Raw genomic sequence first — 20,475 nt, 5'->3', positions numbered from 1 at the left:
ATAAAAAAGGGATGGTAAAAAACACCGCTCCCTTAATCTAATATTTACTTAACTCTTTTGAGAGAGATACCTGAATTCGGACCTGGAGGAACACCTAATGCACTATCGACACCAGGATTTGAACGCAGATCATTCAAAACTGCCTGAGCCGAGAATTGCTTACCAATGATAGCTACCGATTCTGGTCGAGGGTTAGTGGACACTCTGGCTCGATATACTTCCACAATGCTACCACCTTCTGAAATAACGGCTGAACATAATCCTCTTCCATAGAGTCTGCTGAATTCTCCTTCAGCTAAGGTTTGAGCCGCCGTTATTGGCACTCGTGCCTGCATCAACTCAGTGCTTTTCGGTTTCCTTTTTGTATAAAATTGCGCAAGCAGTCCTCTAGATCGGATCTCATTCTCCAACCATGCATCATCATATTTAACTGCTTCTTCTAACAATGAGGGCCATAAAGATTTACCATATTCTGTTAAATAATTACTATAATAAAAATTGTTATGTTCCTTATCATACTGAATTTCTAATGCCATATGTAGTCTAGTTTTATCATCTAAATCTAAAAAATTCAGGGACATACTTTTCTCCAAATTAATTTATCAGTTAGTTATAAAACATCTACACATAGCGCAATTAATAATTTTTTACCATGATCTACATCACCTTTTTAGCCTTTAAGTGGTTTTTTATAATATATTTTCAATTAAAATAAGTATTAGCGATCAGAAAAAAATGTTGATGGATTTTACAAGAAAACCCTTTAATATGTACCTGCCACTGAGGCACTCTTTCTGCCAGATCCCATAGTATGCTTGCTTTGCACATGGGGTGTAAAGGCTATCAGTAGCTGACTGAGACAAGATTGAGTAAAAACCATGAATAACAAATGTGTGCTGGTATGCCAGTATCAACGTTTTCGGTTTGGACGGTGGGAAACGGTGTGTCAGCATCTCCGTTCCCTACCTAACCGTTAATGATTGATGGTGCCTCAGTGGTAACCGTTCTTATTCTACATTTTCTTTGTCAATTTCAACTCCAAACATTCGATTATAATGTGGTAAATCATCCGTTTTATCAAAGACGTTCTTAAAAATCTCGAAATACTTTTCAGTTGTTCCTCTTCCTAAATTATTTATATTGGAAGAGTCTGAATGTGATCCTCTGTGCATATAGCGACAGAAAGACTTATATGTAATATCACTCTCAGATTCTGCAAGTTTTTCTAATGCTTTTTTAAGACTATCCAGCTTACAAGAAAATGAAAAATAGTATTCAAGAATATTTCGCATTACATTAGGAAGAACAACAGGATTTACAATGCCCTCCTTCACATTTTTTAATACCATCCAATAGGATTCATACTCGTTTTTTATATCACCTTTAGACATAGCGATAACATCACTATATTCATTTTTCACTACTCTCAATAAATTATATTGCTTATCAAAATTTTTTATTTTAGGAGGAGCTAGTTTTAAAATTTCTTGAAAAAAGAATAAGTTATGCGTAAGTATTAAAATTTTAGCATCTGGTGCTATTCCTTCAATAATTCGATAATGTATTAAAGATGATATCTCATAAATATAGTCATGAGATAAACTCGATATAGGATCGTCAATCACAATTAACTTATCTTTAAGTTCCCCATCTTCAAGTTGACCTTCGCAACACTCTAAGAAATACAAAAAGGTTATTATTGTTTTTTCCCCTTCACTTAGTGATTTATAAATTTCAACATTGTCGTTCCCTCTGTGAATTTGAAAGAAATTTCTTTCATGTGATTTTTTAATCTCTAAACTATTTAGGCCAAGATTTTTGAGTAATGCATTTATTTTATCTACCGTTTCATCCATGTTAGAAACTTGTTTCCTAAGGTTTGAAAGCCTAACTTTCTCCTGTTGTATTTCACCTTCAATTATATCTTTCCTTTGTATTATTGAATTCCTTTCACCTTTTAACTCCTCCATATTGGTGTTATTATTATCAATTACATCACTGCATAAATTCCTCAAGACCTTCCAGAGCTTACTTGTAATATTATAAATGCTCGTTTCATAGGCATTTAATCTGTCATTAATCTCCTTTATTTCACCATTCAAAACTTTGATTTTTGCGTTTACTTCATCGTAATTTATTGATGAATCAATAAGTGATATTGCTGCCGATGGCTTTTCTATCTTTTCTTTCAGAGCATTTTTATTTAGTTCAAGAGATTGCCCGATCTGTTTGATCATACCCCAGATATTATCGTCATCAGAAACATAACCCAAATCATACAAAGAATGCTCTAATTCTCTTATGTATTCATCACAAGAATTTGAGTAATCATTATAAATATCTTTAAGATCTTTTAATCTTAGTTCATACGTTTCGTCAAAGACATCTGTTATGGCTTTTAAAAAATCATTATTGATTGTATCGCCCTGGCAAAATGGGCACATTGTATCATTAACATATCCTAATCCCGACTTGACCCAATCTGCATTGCCTAATTCTTCAATAACATTTGAAAGGTAACTATTAGAAGATGGGATTAATGGTGTTATGAGCAATTCTTCCTTTTGTGTATTCAAGATAGGCATTGATGGGTGGTTGATTGAATTAAAAGAAGAAGTTTTATTATTTTTCAACTTCTTATATTCATTCAAAACATCTTACGTACTTGCTTCATCTTTTTCATCTTGTGTGCATATTTTACTATACAGACTATCTTTTCTTAAACTTTTTGCCATCAACTCAGTAAGTTCAGTTGCTCTGATATGTGCTGTCTTTTTCCATACAGCTTCTTTACAGCTATTCTCAAGCTTAATAAGCATTTCATCTTTTTCTTTTATTTCACTATCCAACCGAGTGAGCCGACTTTTCAAACTTGCTATTTTTTTATCTGACTGTTTTATATCGTCCAGCACTTCTTTGTTACTTTGGCTTAATGTAAATACTCCCGGTTGTTCTGATTTATGATAAAAAGAGTCCTCTACAAACTGATTATTATAAACGACATAATTATAATCACCTTCTTTGCTAAAAGAGCAATCATTGTATGCCACATTAGAGGGGCTGTAAAAATACCCTGATATAGTTGATTTTCCACTTCCATTCTGACCATATATGAGATTAACTTTTTTGCTCAAATCGATGTTAATGCTTCGTTCTTTAGAATAGCTTCTTACATTTTTAATTACTAACTGTGCCATTGATACCTTCCTTTTATACTACAAGACACAAATATAATAATTTAAAATGGCTAATTAATGAGCCATTTCATCGATGAGTATCAATATTTACTCCAGTTATTCTCAAGCCACGAAGTTACATTCTTGTGGCTTCTGACATCGCCAGGCAAATATTCTTTTATCATCTTCTCAGCTTTGAGTGCTGATTGTTTATTTTTAAAAGAATGCTTTTCTGCAAACCTATTTATGAATGGAAGAACTTCATATCCTTCGTTCCTGCTGAGCAATGTGCTGTCAGGCTTACCTGTCTTTTTAGGATCGTCATCACCTATAGCAGTCCAACTATATGTATATTTCAAATCTGATTTATTTATAAGAGCCATCATAATCTCCAAGATATCATTGATGATGTTATTGGTTTGAACATGAATCACTTTCTTTCAACGAGCTAAAATACTGAGTGAATTCAATAGCTGCGTATCCAGAGTTTCTCTTGAGGGGATTGGTAATCCGTTCGCAATGCGATAATTTTTTATTGACTGCCTTGTGGAAGGCCCCATTATGCCATCAATATTCCCGTTATAATAACCTTTGTCCAGCAAAGCGAATTGAACCCGCATGATTAAACGCTTACGCTTCTCTGTATCAGAAGTCAGCCCATTACTTGCACGGTTAGCTTCTGTAGTTCCAACAGAATTCGTAATAGTAGAGTTGTTATTGTCGTTAGAACGAAGCGAACGCACAGAGGAAGAGGACGATGAGGAACTTGAAGACCCAGATGAGCTTGGTGAGCTGTATGTTTTCGGATAATAAGGAGTGCTGCCACCATAGTACCCGCCGCCTGATGAAGATCGGTGAGAACTATGGCTCCGATGGGAGCTATGACTGCGATGCCCTGCAACGTAGAATGGAACTTCGGTGTTAAGTGGTGCTATCACTAAATCATGTTCATTAAGAGTCATACCTGGCAAATCACTTGCTCCGGTAGATGAATCACTTGCCCATACAGAATTATTAAGTGCCAAAAATCCCGGAAGTAGAGCAGCAAAATTAAATTTTTTCATAAAATTGGTCTCGGTGGTTGATGAAAACGGCCTGTTGAGGAACTGAAATAACCAGCACAGGAAGACTTCTGAGTGCATTCATCACATTCTTTCGAATAGTAATTTTTCCAATCAGAGATCGACTGAGCAGCAAGCTCCCAAGCTCTTTCAGGAAGATGACACAAAGGATAATTAAAAATTGTTAGAGGTATGCCTGACCTGTGTGCAGCGTCTATGGCGGAGGTTATTTTCTCACTATAACTGCTGTGCTCAATGAAGATTGTTGACCAGTTCTTTCGTGCCCAACCGATAGATTCCAGCCCCATAAGGGAAATCTGATTAATGTTGGAGAACACTCGGCCAACGAACTCTACAATATCATCCAATTCTGTATAGTTAGCCAGTGTCGGAATAACTCTAAGTTCGATATTAATCCCTGAGTTTCCTGCATTGATTAACCCCTTAACCGTTTCATTAAATGCGCCATCACTCCCTACCAGATGATCATGCACAAGTGGTCTTGATGAGTAGAGCGGGATACCAAAGGTGATTTTGATCTTTTTGCTTCGCTTTGCCATTTCCTGAGTAAAGTTGATATCAGCAATTTTTAGTTGTTTGAAGTACGATGAAGTCTACTAGGCTGTGTCCCCTAATCGTTTGAGCTATAGTAACTGTCTGTTTCCACAACATATTGAACTATGGCTCGCTACGACCTTCCCGATGAAGCATGGATTATCATCCAGCCTTTATTGCCTGCTGAACCCGTATCTCCACGGGCCGGACGCCCATGGGCTGAGCATCGTAAAATTATCAACGGTATGTTCTGGGTGTTGTGTTCCGGGGCTCCGTGGCGTGATTTACCTGAACGATATGGACCATGGAAAACGGTTTATAACCGCTTTAACCGGTGGTCAAAATCAGGTGTTATTAACATTATTTTCAAGAGGTTGCTTTCGCTACTTGATGCCAGCAATCTTGTTGACTGGTCTGCTACGGCGCTGGATGGCAGCAATATCCGGGTGTTGAAATGTGCTGCCGGGGCTCAAAAAAACATCCCGATATCGCCGGAGATAATGGGCTGGGTCGCTCTCACGGTGGTTTTGGCACCAAAATCCATCTGGCGACAGACGGAAACGGTCTCCCGTTAAACATAGTGTAGTGGCATAGTGAATTTGGTCACCTGAATAGAGGTGATATCATCGCCTCAAAGTCAAAACAGGTGACATTATGACCGGACGTAACAGACGTAATTTTAGCCCCGAGTTTCGCCTCGAAGCTGCCCAGCTTGTACTCGATCAGCATTACACCGTTGCCGCCGCTGCTACAGCAATGAATGTCGGCAAATCCACGATGGATAAGTGGGTTCGGCAGTTGAAAGAAGAACGAGGAGGGAAATCACCCGTAGCGTCCCCCATGACACCAGAGCAGATTGAAATACGCGAGCTGAAGAAAAGACTTCAACGCGTTGAAATGGAAAGGGATATATTAAAAAAGGCTACCGCGCTCTTGATGTCAGACTCCCTGAACAGTTCTCATTAGTTGAGAAACTCAGGGCGCGGTTTCCTGTTGCCGTTATGTGCAACGTGTTTGGGGTTCATCGCAGCAGTTATAAATACTGGCGGCAGCCAAAAAAACCTGATGCCACGCGAGTGACATTACTCAGTCTTGTTCGTGAAAGTTATCGCGAAAGTAACGGCTCTGCAGGCGCACGTAATATTGCAGCGATGGTCACGAACAAAGGTGTAAAACTGAGTCGCTGGCGAGCATCAAAACTGATGAAAGAGCTTCGCCTCATCAGCTGTCAGCAGCCAGGTCATCGATATAAAAAGGCGTCTAAGGAACACGTTGAGATCCCCAATTATCTGGAACGCCAGTTTGCTGTAACAGAACCTAATCAGGTCTGGTGCGGTGATGTGACTTATAGTGTGCCCGGAGTTCAGGGCGGGCACACAGTACGTAATGTCACCCTCCCACTTCCGATTCGGGCCGCAGGCGTAAAAGTTCTGCTTCAGCAGATTCTCAGACGCCGGCAGGCCATGTTCGCGGTAACTGACCGGGCTGAACCTCCATGAAGCTTTCGCCCGCAACCCCTGACGCCGGTTTATCTGATGACGACGCTGATGCCAGACGTACCAGCCGCTAAGGGCAACCTGAAGTACACAGCACATAGCTTTGATGCTGGTTTTGTCATGTGAGTCACCTCTGGTTGAGAGTTTACTCACTTAGTCGCGTGTCCACTATTGCTGGGTAAGATCAATTACCTGCATACCGCCAGCGGTGATTACCAGAGTCATCCGATGAAGACCTAATAGCCCGCGCGGCACAAGCCATGCGGGCTTTTTGTGCCCTTAATTTGTCCCGCGAAGTACGAACTTAACTAATTAAAACCCGAACCTTCTACCGTCGGTTACCTTTGCGATGCCAGAAACTAATGAATCTATACATGCTCAGATATCAATAACCTCAGGGTTAAGCCTTATAACTGCGACAAAAGTAGCTTGCAATAACCACTACAACCCAGCCTTTCACCTTATTCACCACATCATGGAAACATGGTTCGATAACCATAAAATTGTTTAATGGAGTTAGTCTATGTCTTTTAACGTTGGTTCGAGTTTTTTTCCTGCCTGCATCAGTAGTCAGACAATACATAAAATACATTTGTCTGATGCTCCACCGTCACTGAGCTTATGGGAGAAAATTAAAGATTTCTTCTTTAATAATCATCATGATCAGGCAATGGATTGCCTTTATAAACTTTGCCATCCTGAACCGGGTATATCCAGACAAGAAGTGGAAGACCTGTTTTACCAGCTTAAAGAATTGGCGGCGCCAGGATACAAAAATAACTTTATTGCAGATGTAAACACTTCCTTTGACAACTGTTTTTACCGTATAACTAATAAAAATGGAGATGATATTTTGTCCGTTTTCCATGGTACTGTAAAAGTCAGTGGATCTGACTCTCCATGGGATCAGGTAATGTGCTTACCCAGAACCGTCATGTAATCTCTGATTGTAAAAGCACGGAATACTAAAAACCCGACTCAGATCCCGTCTGATTGCAGTAAAATGATTGAGTTACAGTTTTTTCCTAAAGCCTCACCGCTTCGCCTGTGTCATCCTTAATCACGCTCATAACTGATAACGTACATGAGGATATTATGAAAAAAACAATTGTTGCACTATCTGCCATTCTGTTGGCTTCTCCTGTTTTTGCAGCGACCACACATGCTACCGATGATACCGTCGCTGCGGCGAAGGCCAATGCCAACGATGCGAAGCAAAAACTGCATGAAGAGCAGAACAAAGGCGAGGAGCTGAGGCTGAAACAGAAACATGCCGCAGAAGGTAAAAGCGAGAGCTTTGGCAGCAAGGTCAGCGAAGATTCCCAGAAAGCCTGGCATAAAACGAAAGAAGGCACCGAGAAGGGGTGGGATGCTACCAAAGAAGGTGCCGAGAAAGGCTGGAACAAAACCAAACAAGACGCCAGTGAGTTAGAGAAGAAAGTCACTGAGTAATTGCCACTGTTCCTACAAGGCCGCATTCGCGGCCTTTTTTTGTCTGCAGGTAATTTAATCAAATAGTCTTTTGGTTACTTCTCCGCCTTACTAGCAGATTATCGCCTGCCTACCAGAATATATTTAAATAATGGTCGTAAATATAATATATCCTTTAACGGAACTTTACCCTAACTTAAACCCGAATTAAGCAGCGGTAAATAAAAATTGCACACAGAAATAAAAAACACGCCCCCTGCTTATTGCCGCTTCGCTAACGGCGATATATTTTCAACCCATCAAAAATAACAAAAAACATAAATTACAAATACTTAAAGAAAACCAATATATAACTAACAGCAATGAGTTAACCTCCTCTTCAATGTATTTCAAAGTGTTTACAGCCGCTTAATTTGCATATCCCGTCTTTTCTGGCTATATCATTTTCATAGTGTTAAATAAATTCCTCTATTAATCACAGGGTTTAACATTCATCGAAAATCAAAAAGACGATAATACCTGTTCTAAATAATTAGATTCGCTCTGATGTTGCCACTCTATATGCGGGCGGGCATCGATCGCGCTAAAAAACGTTACGGTGAGTGCTGCATAACTGACAGCAACTCTGCCGGGAGTGCGCTCAACCCTTCGCACAGAGGTGGCTCATCTTGCACGCCGTCAATGACAACTCTGCTGGAGTAATAATAATATGAGCCAAATCTCTGTTATCTCGAAACTTACTGGCGTGGAAACGACTACGGAAGGCTCTCAGGTTACGCTGAGCCACTCCTCAATCGTTGAACTTCATGTAGAGCGAGCCGATATCGCACAGTACACACGCAGCGGGAACGATCTGGTTATTTCGCTCCACTCCGGCGAAGTGATCACCCTCAAGAATTTTTATGTCGCTGACGCAGAGGGGGCGAGCCAGTTGGTTCTGGCCGAGAGCGACGGCGCATTATGGTGGATTGCCGATCCAACCGGTGCCGGCACCTACGAATCTATCGCCTCCACGGACGTACTACTGGCCGCGTCAGGTAGCGATGCCAGTGGGGCAGCCGCCTGGCCTTGGGTGTTAGGTGGGCTGGCCGTCGCGGGTGGGATAGCTATCGCGGCCAGTAGCGGCGGTGGTGGTGGCGGCGGCGATGACGATATAAGCAACCCAGGTAACCCGGGGAATCCTGGCAATCCTTCCGAACCAGACACCACGCCACCGAATGCCCCAGCCAGCCTGCAGATTTCAGGGGATGGAAAAACCGTCACCGGCAAAGCTGAACCTGGCAGCACCATCACGCTCAAAGACAGTGAAGGTAATGTGATTGGCGCCGGTAAAACGGGTAGCGATGGCAACTTCACCATCGATCTGGGCACGCCGTTGACCAACGGCCAGGAAATCAGCGCCACCGCGACCGACAGCTCAGGGAATATCAGTAAAGAGACGCACGCCACCGCACCTGACATCACGGCGCCCGATGCGCCCGATATTGTTCTGGTGAGTGATAACGTTGGTACGGTAACAGGCCCTGTCAGCAACGGACAACAGACCAATGACGCCAGACCGACGCTCAGCGGCACCGGCGAGCCTGGCACGACCATAACCATTTACGATAATGGCAAAGCCATTGGCTCCGTGAAGGTCGACGGCGAAGGGAAGTGGACTTTCACCCCCTCAACCGCCCTGACGGAAGGAAATCACGCCCTCACGGCAACGGCAACAGATACGTCAGGGAACACCAGCCCGGCTTCCGGGGCGGTTTCGTTTGTGGTGGATACACTTGCGCCGCAGGCACCCGTCATTACCAGCGTGAGCGATGACGTTAACCCTGGTACTGGCGCTATCGCTAACGGCGGCAGTACTAACGATCAACGGCCAACCTTGACCGGCACCGCCGAAGCCAATGCAACCCTCAACCTGTACGACAAAGGCGTGTTAGTTGGCACCGTAAAAGCCGATGCCAGCGGCAAGTGGATGTTCACACCCGGCAATACTCTCGGTGAAGGTAGCCATCAGTTCACCGTTAAAGCGACAGACGCAGCAGGCAATACCGGCCCCGCCTCCGGTGGGTTCACCCTCATTGTCGATACCACAGGGCCAGTCATCCCCGTTCTGGGCAGCGTCACGGATGATACCGGAACGATAAAAGGACCACTCACCAGTGGCCAGGTAACTGACGACCCACGCCCGACGTTTACCGGAACCGGCGAAGCGGGTACGGTCATCACTTTCTACGACAAGGGTGCCTATCTCGGGCAAACCACCGTTGCCGCTAACGGACAATGGACCTTCTCACCGACGGCGAACCTCGGCGAGGGAACGCACCAGATAACCCTGACCTCCACGGACACTGCGGGCAATACAACGCCTGCCAGCGGAAGCTTTAGCTTTACCGTGGATATCACTCCGCCCGCAACGCCCGTGGCCGTCGTTGTTAATGACGGTGCAGGGACGATTGTCGGATCGGTCGAGAACGGCGACAGAACGGATGAAACCCGTCCGGGGCTGAGCGGACAAGGCACCCCGGGCAATACCATCACTATTTATGATAACGGTCAGCAGGTGGCCACCGTCACCGTGGGGGCGAATGGATTATGGAACTACACGCCAGCCACGCCGCTGGCGGAAGGCTCGCACGCGATCACCGTGCGTGAAAGCGATCCGGCTGGCAATCAGAGCCCGCCTTCCGAAGCCATAAACTTTATTGTCGATACCACGCCGCCAGAGCCGCCTCAGGTCGACCCGATGGCGGATACCGGTATTTTTGTCACCGGTCAGGCAGAGGCGGGCAGCACCGTTTCCATCTATGACGGTACAACCTTAATCGGGCAAGGGATCGCCGGGGCGGACGGTCGCTTCTCCGTACGCGTTTCGCCTGCACAAACCGATGGCAAAGCGCTCACCGCAGTTGCAGAGGATGCGGCCGGAAACACCGGAAATTCGACGCCATTTAACGCCAGCGACTCGGGCTTCCCGGATACGCCGATCATCATCCGCGTGGATAATGACAACGGGCCGGATCCAGTCTCGGTTGGTTTCGGGCAGGCGACAAACGATAACACCCCGCTTATTAGCGGGACCTCGGTGGCTAATGCCGTCATTGAAATCTATGACAATGGCGTGTTGCTTGGCACGACGCTTGCTAATGCCAGCGGCGAGTGGAGTTTCGCGTCGCCGATCCTGCTTGATGCCACACACATTATCACCGCCACGGCCACCACGCCGGCGGGCACCAGCGGTGAGTCTGTTACCTTCAACATCATCGTAGATACCGCGCCACCTTCGGCGCCGGACGATGTCGAAGTCCTCGCAAACGGCACTCAGGTCATCGGGAGTGCGGAGGCAGGCAGCACCGTTACCGTGAAAGATGCTAACGGCGTGACGCTGGGAACCGCCGTTGCCGGGAACGATGGCAGCTTTACCGTAACCATCGCACCTGCGCAAAAAAATGGTGAGACCCTGTCGGTCACCGCCACAGACAAAGCGGGTAACGGCAGCACCGGTACCGATGCCACCGCTCCGGACAGTACCGCCCCGAATAGCCCAACCGGCGTGGTCGTTGCGCCCGATGGCGAGAGCATTCAGGGTAGTGCGGAGCCAGGCAGCACCGTCACCATTAAGGATCCGGACGGCAACACGGTCGGTTCAGGCCCGGTGGGCGGGGATGGTACGTTCACCATTCCATTAAGCCCGGCACAAAATAACGGCGAAGTGCTGGATGTCACCGCCCAAGATGACGCAGGCAATACCAGCCCGGCGACACAGACAACGGCGCCGGACACCACCGCGCCAGACGCGCCATCCGGGCTGGCAGTCAGCCCGGATGGCACGACGCTGACCGGCAGCGCGGAGCCGGGTACCACGGTCACAGTCAAACAGGGGACCACCACCATCGGCACGGGCAATGTCGACGATAACGGGAACTTCACCGTCACCCTCACGCCGCCACAGAAAAATGGCGAAACCCTCGACGTAAGCGCACAGGATCCAACGGGCAATATCGGGGATTCCACCCCGGTTAACGCCCCGGACGTCACCCCACCGTCGGTGCCGGTGATTGTCTCGCTGGAAGACAACGTGGACGCCAATACCGGCCTGCTGGGCAATAATGCCATCACCAACGATAACACGCCGCTGATCCGGGGCACTGGCCAGGCGGGCGCTATCATCTCCATTTTCGATAACGGCACGCTGGTGGATACCGTTCAGGTCGACGGAAGCGGCAACTGGAGCTTTACCCCCCCTGCACTGAGCGAGGGCGGGCACATCTTTACCGCCTCAGCCGCAGATACCGCGGGCAATAACAGCGCACTGTCCAACAGCTGGAGCATTACCGTCGACACCCGGGTCCCGGACGCGCCTGAGGTGAATAGCGTGGTCGATGATATGGATAGCGTGACCGGTGCCATTACCAGCGGTCAGTTAACCAATGATAACCGCCCTACGCTGAATGGTTCAGGCGAACCCGGCGCGACGATCACGGTTCTGCTTGACGGAGATCCCCTCGGGACGGTGGTCGTAGGGCAAAACGGCGCATGGACCTTTACGCCAGTCGATCCTATCCCTGACGGTAATTACACGCTAACGACGATCACCACCGATGCCGCCGGTAACCAGAGCCTCCCTTCCGCTGATTTTGCGCTGAACATTTTCACCGACGCGCCGTCTGTGCCGGTAATTGGAACCCTTACCGATGATGTCGGGCCTAACACGGGGCCAATCAGCAGTGGCGATGCAACCGATGACGCATTGCCGCTGATGTCAGGCACTACCGACCCGGGCACCTCCATAACCGTCTTTGACGGGGCAAATCCTATTGGCACCGCCACGGTGGATAGCGCGGGCAACTGGACCTTCACCCCCACCACCCCGCTGACGGATGGCACGCACTCCCTGACCGTGGTTGCCACCAACGGCGCGGGGACGACGACGACATCCAGTCCCATCGTTATCATCGTTGATACGCTGGCACCGGATACGCCAGAGACGCCAGCCGTAGTGGTAAATCCGGATGGCACAGACGTTACGCTTGGCTCGGGCGATATCACCCGTGATACCAACCCAACGCTGAGCGGAACGGGGACAGTGGGCGATACCATCACCATTTATAACGGGGATGACATACTGGGTACCGTGGTGATCCCGCCTGGCGGCGCCTGGACCTGGACGCCACCGGGTGGTCTGGACGACGGTACCTATAACCTGACGCTGACCGTCACCGCGAAGGATGGCGCGGGTAATGAAAGTGCGCCATCGCAGCCGATTCAAATAACCATCGATACCGACGCGCCGGCGACCCCGACTGCGCCGACCCTCACCGACAACGTTGATCAAATTACAGGATCAATCACGGCGGGCACCAGCACCAACGACGACCGTCCGGTATTCAGCGGCACAGGCACGCCGAACGATGTGATCACTATTTACGATAGCGTGAACGGCGATACCGCCGTGCAGATTGGCCAGGCGACCGTCGGCGCGGATGGTAACTGGACGTGGCGACCAGACGCGGCCTCACCGCTGGGGGAAGCCAGTCACTCTATTACGACCACCGCAACGGATGAGGCGGGTAACGTTTCCGCGCCTTCCACCGGTTTCGCCTTCAGCGTAGATACCTCTGCGCCCGCCACGCCGGAAATCACCCTGGCCGGGGGCGTGGCATCGGGTGGGTCAACCACCGACACTACGCCAACTATCTCCGGAACCGGCAGTACCGGCGATCGGGTCATTATTTACAACAACGGAGTAGAGATCGCCCGTGTCGACATCGTGGCCGGGGCGTGGTCATACACGCCAGCCGCACTGGCGGATGGAACACTGTCGCTCACCGCCTCTTCCGTTGATGCGGCCGGTAACGTCAGCGGCACCAGCGGGGTTTACACGGTCACAATCGATACCGTTGCGCCAACGACGCCGCTGTTGACCACCGTCGGCGCCAGCAACCTTGTCGATGGCATTCACTATACCCGCGACACGACCCCAACCCTGAGCGGAACCGGTGAACCGGGCACGACAATCACCGTCAGCGTCGACGGTACGCTTTCAGCCGTTACCGCCACCGTTCAGGCCGATGGTAGCTGGACATGGACGCCAGATCCTGTCCTGGCCGATAACGCCGCGCACAGCCTGGTGGTCACCTCCAGAGACGCCGCAGGTAATGTATCGGGCGCCACCACCGTCAATGTGACCGTAGACAACCAGGCGCCAAATGCGCCAACCGATCTGGCACTGACTGAGCAAGGTACGCCGCTTACCGGGAATGCTGAGGCCGGTACCACCATCGTGGTACGTGACGGCACGACCATTATTGGTACGGGCGTCGCAGGGACAGACGGAAGCTTCTCTATTGCGCTGACGCCTGCGCAAACCAACCCAACGACCCTTCAGGTCACGGCGAGCGACGCTGCCGGAAACATTAGCCCTGACGCGCCGTTTACCGTCGTTGATACCCCGGATCTGCCGGCTATCCCGGTCATCACCACCATCGTTGATAACGTCGGTGCTCTCACCGGCGATGTGAAAGGCAGCGCCTCCGACGACACCACCCCAACGCTCAACGGCACCGCCGTGGCAGGCAGCACCGTCACAATTTATCTTGACGGCGTGGTACTGGATACCCTGGTCGCAGACGCCGCCACCGGGGCCTGGAGTTACACGCCGGCTACGCCGCTGACGGAGGGGCTACACCGTTTCGAAGTTACCGCAACGGTAGGGGCTGAAACCAGCGGTCGCTCTCCGGCGTCGACGGTGACGATTGATACCACCGCGCCGCTGGCACCGACGATCGGTGCCGTGACGGATGACGTGGGGCCAGGCACAGGGCCACTCACTAACGGCCAGGCTACCAACGACGACCGTCCAACCCTGAGCGGCACCGCAACGCCAGGAGACACCATTTCCGTTTACGATAACGGCAATCTGCTGGGCAGCGCGGTGGTCGGTGCGACAGGCGCATGGAGCTTTACGCCTTCCGCTGCTCTGAGCAACGATACCCACACGCTCACGATCCGCGCGACCGACCCGGCGGGTAACCAGGGTCCCGCCTCGGCCCCGTTTGACATCATCGTCGATACGGTTTCGACCACGCCGGTGATTACGGGAGCAGAGGATAACGTAGGCACGGTTGTCAACGTACCGAGCGGTGGGGAAACCAACGACGCCACGCCGGTGCTTTCAGGCACGGCGGAAGCCAACAGCACCATTGCCATTTTTGAAGGGGCAACCCAGATTGGCACCGTGCAGGCCAACGCATCGGGGGCCTGGACCTTCACCCCGGCCTCTGCGCTGGGTGAAGGCAACCATACCTTCAACGTTATCGCCACCGACCCGCTGGGTAACGTCAGTGCGCCATCCAACTCGTACAGCGTGATCGTCGACACCCTTGCGCCAGATGCGCCCGTTCTCACCACCGTCACGGATAACGTCCCGGGTGGCGTAAATGGTGTGCTGACGTCGGGCCAGGTCACTAACGACAACACCCCTACCCTCGCCGGGACGGGAACCGCGGGTGATACTCTCCATATTCTTGATAATGGCGCTGAAATTGCGACCGTTGTGGTAGGAGGCGATGGAACCTGGACATGGACCCCGGCGACCGCACTGCCTGAGGGTGCGCACAGCATTCGCATTAACGCCAGCGACGCCGCAGGCAACGTGTCCGCCAATTCATCGGCCTTTAATCTGACCGTCGATACCGTCAGCCCGATCGCGCCTGCGTTAACCAGCGTGGTGGATGATGTCGGTCCGGTCACCGGAACCTTGACCACCGGCTCTGCCACCAACGACACCCAGCCAACCTTCAACGGCACCGGGGAAATCGGCTCCACTATTCATATCTTTGATAATAACGTGGAGATTGGCACCGCCCTGGTGAATGCCTCCGGCACCTGGACTTTTACGCCAACCACGCCTCTGGGCGAAGGGCCGCATCCGCTGAGCCTGACGGCAACGGACGCGGCGGGGAACACCAGCACCGGCACCACGCTGTTTGACCTGACCGTCGATACCGGCATTCCTGTCCCACCGGTGATTAACACCGTCACTGACGATCAATTGCCGTCGACCGGCGCGCTCACCAGCGGCCAGGCAACCAACGATACCCAGCCGACCCTTACGGGAACCGCTGAAGCCAACGCCGTGCTCCGTTTCTACGATAACGGGGTGTTAATTGCCCAGACCACCGCAGACGGTGCGGGCAACTGGACCTTTACCCCGACCACCCCGCTGGCCAACGGCAGCCATACGTTGACGCTGACGGCGACCGATGCGGCCGGCAACCTCAGCCAACCGTCGTCTGGGTTCACGGTGGTCGTAGATACCGTCGCACCTGTCGCGCCAATCATCAGTCAGGGCGTTGACGATCAGGGTTCCATTACCGGCACCTTTGGCAGCGGCCAGGTCACCGACGACACGCTGCCGGTGCTCAACGGCACCAGCGAAGCTAACGCCGTCATACGCCTGTTTGAGAACGGAACGCAAATCGGCCAGGCCACGGCGGGCGCCGACGGTAAATGGTCGATTCAGCTCACCACGCCGCTAACCAGTGGTGCTCATACCCTCAGCGCAACGGCAACCGATGCGGCGGGCAACGTCAGCAGCGCATCTAACAACTTCGTGGTTAATATCGATACCACGCCGCCTGCAGCGCCGGTTCTGACCTCCGTTGTGGACGACATCGGGGCCACCGTCAATCTGACCAACGGCCAGTTGACCAACGATGCACTGCCGACGCTGAACGGCACGGCAGAGGCTGGTTCCACGGTAAATATTTACGATGGCGGTACGCTGATTGGCAGCGTGGTGGCCACTGGCGGCAACTGGAGCTTTACGCCAACCACCGCGCTGACGGAGGGGTCCCATACCCTTACCATCAGAGCGATCGACGCGGCGGGCAACATCAGCCCACCGACGGCGGGCTTTACGGTTGTTGTGGATGCTACCGCACCCGTCGCGCCGGTTATTAGCGCGGTCGTCGATGATGTGGGCAGCATTACCGGACCGATGGTCGGCAACAACCCGACCAACGATACCCGTCCAACCCTCAACGGTACCGCTGAGGCTAATGCAACGGTCAGGATCTACGACGGCACCACGCTGGTCGGCACCGTGACCGCCGATGCTAACGGCAACTGGACGCTGGGGCAGACCAGCACGACGCTGACGGAAGGGCAACATAACTTCACTGCCACGGCGACCGATGCGGCGGGCAATACCAGCCCGGCATCCTCCATCACCTCAATTACGGTGGATATCACACCACCGGCGCTGCCGCTGGCGCTGGCGGTGATCGTTAATGGAACGCAAGTAACCGGTACGGCAGAAGCGGGCAGCACGGTCACTATCACCACCAGCACCGGCACGGTACTGGGCACCGCCACGGCGGACGGCAACGGCAACTTTAACGCCACCATCAGCCCGGCGCAGACCAGCGGCGAAACGCTGCTGGCCTTCGCCACGGATAAAGCCGGTAACGCTGGCTCCAGCGCCACGGTCACGGCACCGTTTACCACTCTGCCTGACGCGCCGGTTATCGCCACCATTAACGATAACGTCGGCACCATCACCGGGAATCTGACCAACGGTAAAACCACTGATGACACCACCCCGACCCTGAGCGGAACGGCGCAGCCAAACGCCACCGTTACCCTGTTTAACAACGGCGTGCCGATGGGCACGGTGGTCGCAAACGCATCGGGCAACTGGACGTTCACTACGCCAGCGCTGAGTGAAGGCCCTCATGCCTTTACCGCGTCGGCGAGTAACGGTACAGGCACCGGGCCTGTCTCGTCGGCCACCACGGTGATTGTCGACGTTACGGGGCCAACCCTCCCTACCGGTACCTTTAACGCCGACGGTAGCGTCCTGACGGGAAGTGCCGAAGCGGGCAGTACCGTTACAATTCGCCTGGCGGATGGCAGCACGGTCACCACCACGGCGGGGAGCAACGGTACCTACAGCTACACCTTCCTCAACAAACAGACCGAAGGCCAGACGCTGCAAATCACCGCGACGGATGCCGCAGGCAACCCTTCCCTGCCAGCTTCTGTCCTCGCGCCAGTGGTTCCGCTTTCGGCCAGCACTAACGTCGAGGAGCTGGAACTTAGCACCACGGCGACGGTCACCAACTCGCAGTACAGCGATTACGGTTTCCTGCTGGTGGGCGCTCTGGGCAACGTGTTGACGCTGCTTGGCAACGACACGGCGCAGGTTGGCTTCACGGTCGGCAGCGGCGGCAGCGCGGATATCACGGTCAATGCCAACGCGACCGGCGCGGTGCTATCGCTGCTCAATACCCTTGAGCTGGTGGTACAGCGTTTCGACGCCGTCAACAACACCTGGACCACCGTCGTGAATACCGGACAGCCGCAGTTCGCCGACCTGTTGACCCTGGGGTCCACCGGCGTCTCGCTGAACCTGAACGGCCTTGCCAGCGGCCAGTATCGCGTACTCAGCTACAACACCAATCTGCTGGCAACGGGCTCTTACACCAGCATTGACGTCGGTGTGAAAGAGACCAGCGCGGGCGTGGTGACCGGCGAAACCAGCCTCGGCGGTAACGTTATCCTCGACGTTGACCCGACCACCGGCAGCGACAACGCCCCTGCGGGCACCACGGTGACGGCGGTGACCAACGCCCTGGGCGTGGTGACGAACGTTACCACTGACGGCACGGTGATTCAGGGCCAGTACGGTACGCTGACCATTAACCGTGACGGTAGCTACACCTACACCCTGACCAATACCAGCGCCTCGGTGGTTGGCCGTACGGAGAACTTCACCTACACCATCACCCACAACGGGACCAGCGCCTCGGCGAACCTGGTGCTGTCGCTGGGCGCAGGCACCACCGCCAACAGCATTGTGGCAGTGGACAACTCAGCCTCGCTGACCTTCGACACCACCGTGAATGAAATCAATAACGGGACCTCGTCGCAGGGTGGCTTTACCGTGGTGGGTATCAATCTTGGCAATACGCTGGGGCTGAACCTGCTTGACGATCTGAGTAACCCGATCATCTACAGCGTGGAGGAAGGCACGACCCGCACCATGACTATTCAGGCCTCCGTTGGCGGCGTGGCGCTGGCATCGGTGTTTGACCTGTACGTTTATAAGTTCAACGACGCGACCCAGACCTTCGAGCAGACGCGCGTCCAGCCGGGCTGGCTGCGTGCGCCGCTGCTTGGCGGCACCTCGTCGACGCTGACGCTGAACCTGCCGTCCGGGGAATACCTGTTCCTCCTGAACACCGCGGCGGGGATCACCGCGCTGACGGCCTATACCCTGAACGTGCTGGAAGATCACGTCTACAGCGTATCGAGCGTAAGCACCAGCACCGCCGGTAACGTGCTGGCGGATGATATTGCGCCATCCGGCACGGTGGTGTCGGAAGTGAACGGCGTGGCGATCAACAACAGCGGCGTAACCAACATTGTTGGCGAGTACGGTACGTTGACGATCAATTCGTCCGGGCAGTACACCTATACCCTGAAAACCGGGGTAGGCGCGGACCATATCAGCACGCCGGACACCTTCGTCTACACCATTAAAGCACCCAACGGCGCGAAAGACACCGCGTCGCTGAATATCACCCCAACCGCACGGGCGATGGATGCGGTGAACGATATTAGCGATGTCCTTAATGTGACCTCGGTACACCATACCACGGGGTATTCGGATACCAGCGTCGGCAGCGCAAGCTGGAACGCGGCCCTGCTGTCCTCCTCCTCGGGTAACGGGAGCGGGACGTTTGTGGTCGATGCCAACACCGCCCTGCATGACATTGTGCTGCACTTCAACGTCGCATCCCTGTTGACGCTGGGCGGGCTGACGGTCAACTGGGCCATTTCGCAGGGCGGCACCACGCTCAAGACGGGCTCGTTCGGCGGCGGTTTGCTGCTGGGAGGCACTGCAAATATTGCCGTAACCGGTCTGGATCTTAACGCGGGTACTTACACCCTGAGCTACACCGGCAGCATGCCTGCACTCGGCGTAGGTCCGGTGACCATTACCCCAAGCGTCACCGGGACCTCTTATTCACTGACGCAGTACGACTCCACCAGCGGTCATACCGTCAACGGTAACATCTTTGACGGAACCGACTCCGCCGGCGCCATGGATCAGCTGAACTCAGTCGACACCCGACTGAGCGTGACCGGCTACAACGGTGTTACCACCACGCTGGATCCATACACCGGTAGCGCCACCGTCAATGTTGTCGGTCATTACGGCACCCTGGCGATTGCGGCGGACGGCCACTATACCTACACCCTGAACAGCGGCGTGTCGCTGGCAACTATCACCTCGAAGGAGGTCTTTAACTACACCCTGACCGATGCGGCTGGCAAAACGGATACCGCCACACTGACCATCAACATGGCGCCGCAGTTTATCAGCTCTGAGCATAACGACATTATTACCGGTACGGCCTATGCGGATACGCTGATTTACCAGGTGCTGAACAACACGGCGGGCAACGCCACGGCAGGCAACGTCAACAGCACTGCGGGCGATCACTGGACCAACTTCTCGCTGGCGCAGGGGGATAAAATCGACATCGGCGATCTGCTGGTGGGCTGGAACGGGAGCGCGGCTACGCTTGGTAACTACGTCTCTGTTTCTCAAAGCGGTGGCAATACTGTGATCTCTATCGACCGTGATGGTACAGGGAGCGCCTACACTAAATCTACGCTCGTGACGCTGGACAGCGTTCAGACCACCTATGACGAGCTTGTTAACCAGCAACACATCATTACCTGATAGCA

General features: G+C 52.1%; 6 protein-coding genes and 5 pseudogenes. 5 read left to right on the top strand and 6 right to left on the bottom strand.

The window, feature by feature from the left end:
• Positions 1–44 precede the first annotated feature (44 nt).
• The 5 genes and pseudogenes from NL510_RS06220 to NL510_RS06200 all read right to left on the bottom strand — a co-directional run.
• Positions 45–581, bottom strand: coding sequence for a hypothetical protein (locus tag NL510_RS06220; RefSeq protein WP_253382514.1), 537 nt, complete (start codon positions 579–581; stop codon positions 45–47).
• Positions 582–1,007: 426 nt separating this feature from the next.
• Positions 1,008–3,197 (bottom strand): annotated as a pseudogene (locus tag NL510_RS06215) (AAA family ATPase).
• An 80-nt stretch (positions 3,198–3,277) separates the two neighbouring features.
• Entirely contained in the window at positions 3,278–3,610 is a 333-nt protein-coding gene (locus tag NL510_RS06210) for a hypothetical protein (protein ID WP_253382512.1), read from the bottom strand.
• Positions 3,611–3,616: 6 nt separating this feature from the next.
• Positions 3,617–4,240: a His-Xaa-Ser repeat protein HxsA gene (gene hxsA, locus NL510_RS06205; protein WP_075205844.1), complete on the bottom strand. Its 624-nt coding sequence runs from the start codon at positions 4,238–4,240 to the stop codon at positions 3,617–3,619.
• Positions 4,237–4,827, bottom strand: a pseudogene (locus NL510_RS06200) (His-Xaa-Ser system radical SAM maturase HxsC); the annotation flags it as partial. The pseudogene NL510_RS06200 and the gene hxsA, both read right to left, overlap by 4 nt.
• Positions 4,828–4,917: 90 nt before the next feature.
• On the opposite strand from NL510_RS06200, the pseudogene NL510_RS06195 reads away from it, so the two are divergent.
• Together NL510_RS06195 and NL510_RS06190 are read left to right on the top strand one after the other, a co-directional pair.
• Positions 4,918–5,375 (top strand): annotated as a pseudogene (locus tag NL510_RS06195) (IS5 family transposase); the annotation flags it as partial.
• A gap of 71 nt (positions 5,376–5,446) precedes the next feature.
• A pseudogene (locus tag NL510_RS06190) lies at positions 5,447–6,141 on the top strand (IS3 family transposase); the annotation flags it as partial.
• A 30-nt stretch (positions 6,142–6,171) separates the two neighbouring features.
• Here NL510_RS06190 and NL510_RS06185 read toward each other — a convergent pair.
• Positions 6,172–6,399, bottom strand: a pseudogene (locus NL510_RS06185) (IS3 family transposase); the annotation flags it as partial.
• A gap of 412 nt (positions 6,400–6,811) precedes the next feature.
• Here NL510_RS06185 and NL510_RS06180 point away from each other — a divergent pair.
• The 3 genes from NL510_RS06180 (at position 6,812) to NL510_RS06170 (ending at position 20,470) form a co-directional block, all read left to right on the top strand.
• A complete protein-coding gene (locus tag NL510_RS06180; protein WP_253382509.1) occupies positions 6,812–7,228 on the top strand; it encodes a hypothetical protein in 417 nt (138 codons plus the stop codon).
• A gap of 155 nt (positions 7,229–7,383) precedes the next feature.
• Positions 7,384–7,740, top strand: a complete 357-nt coding sequence (locus NL510_RS06175; RefSeq protein WP_253382507.1) for a KPN_00521 family repetitive protein — start codon at positions 7,384–7,386, stop codon at positions 7,738–7,740.
• A 688-nt stretch (positions 7,741–8,428) separates the two neighbouring features.
• Positions 8,429–20,470, top strand: a complete 12,042-nt coding sequence (locus NL510_RS06170) for a BapA/Bap/LapF family large adhesin (RefSeq protein ID WP_253382505.1) — start codon at positions 8,429–8,431, stop codon at positions 20,468–20,470.
• The last annotated feature ends 5 nt before the right edge of the window (positions 20,471–20,475 follow it).

The organism is unidentified bacterial endosymbiont, from assembly GCF_918797525.1.
Taxonomy (GTDB): Bacteria; Pseudomonadota; Gammaproteobacteria; order Enterobacterales; family Enterobacteriaceae; genus Enterobacter.
Note: the sequence above shows the minus strand (reverse complement) of the source record. Positions and strands in the feature narration are given on the sequence as shown.

Coding starts and splice junctions, on each gene's coding strand:
- NL510_RS06220 (WP_253382514.1), bottom strand. CDS start 581: ATGTCCCTGAATTTTTTAGATTTAGATGATAAAACTAGACTACATATG.
- hxsA (WP_075205844.1), bottom strand. CDS start 4,240: ATGAAAAAATTTAATTTTGCTGCTCTACTTCCGGGATTTTTGGCACTT.
- NL510_RS06180 (WP_253382509.1), top strand. CDS start 6,812: ATGTCTTTTAACGTTGGTTCGAGTTTTTTTCCTGCCTGCATCAGTAGT.
- NL510_RS06175 (WP_253382507.1), top strand. CDS start 7,384: ATGAAAAAAACAATTGTTGCACTATCTGCCATTCTGTTGGCTTCTCCT.
- NL510_RS06170 (WP_253382505.1), top strand. CDS start 8,429: ATGAGCCAAATCTCTGTTATCTCGAAACTTACTGGCGTGGAAACGACT.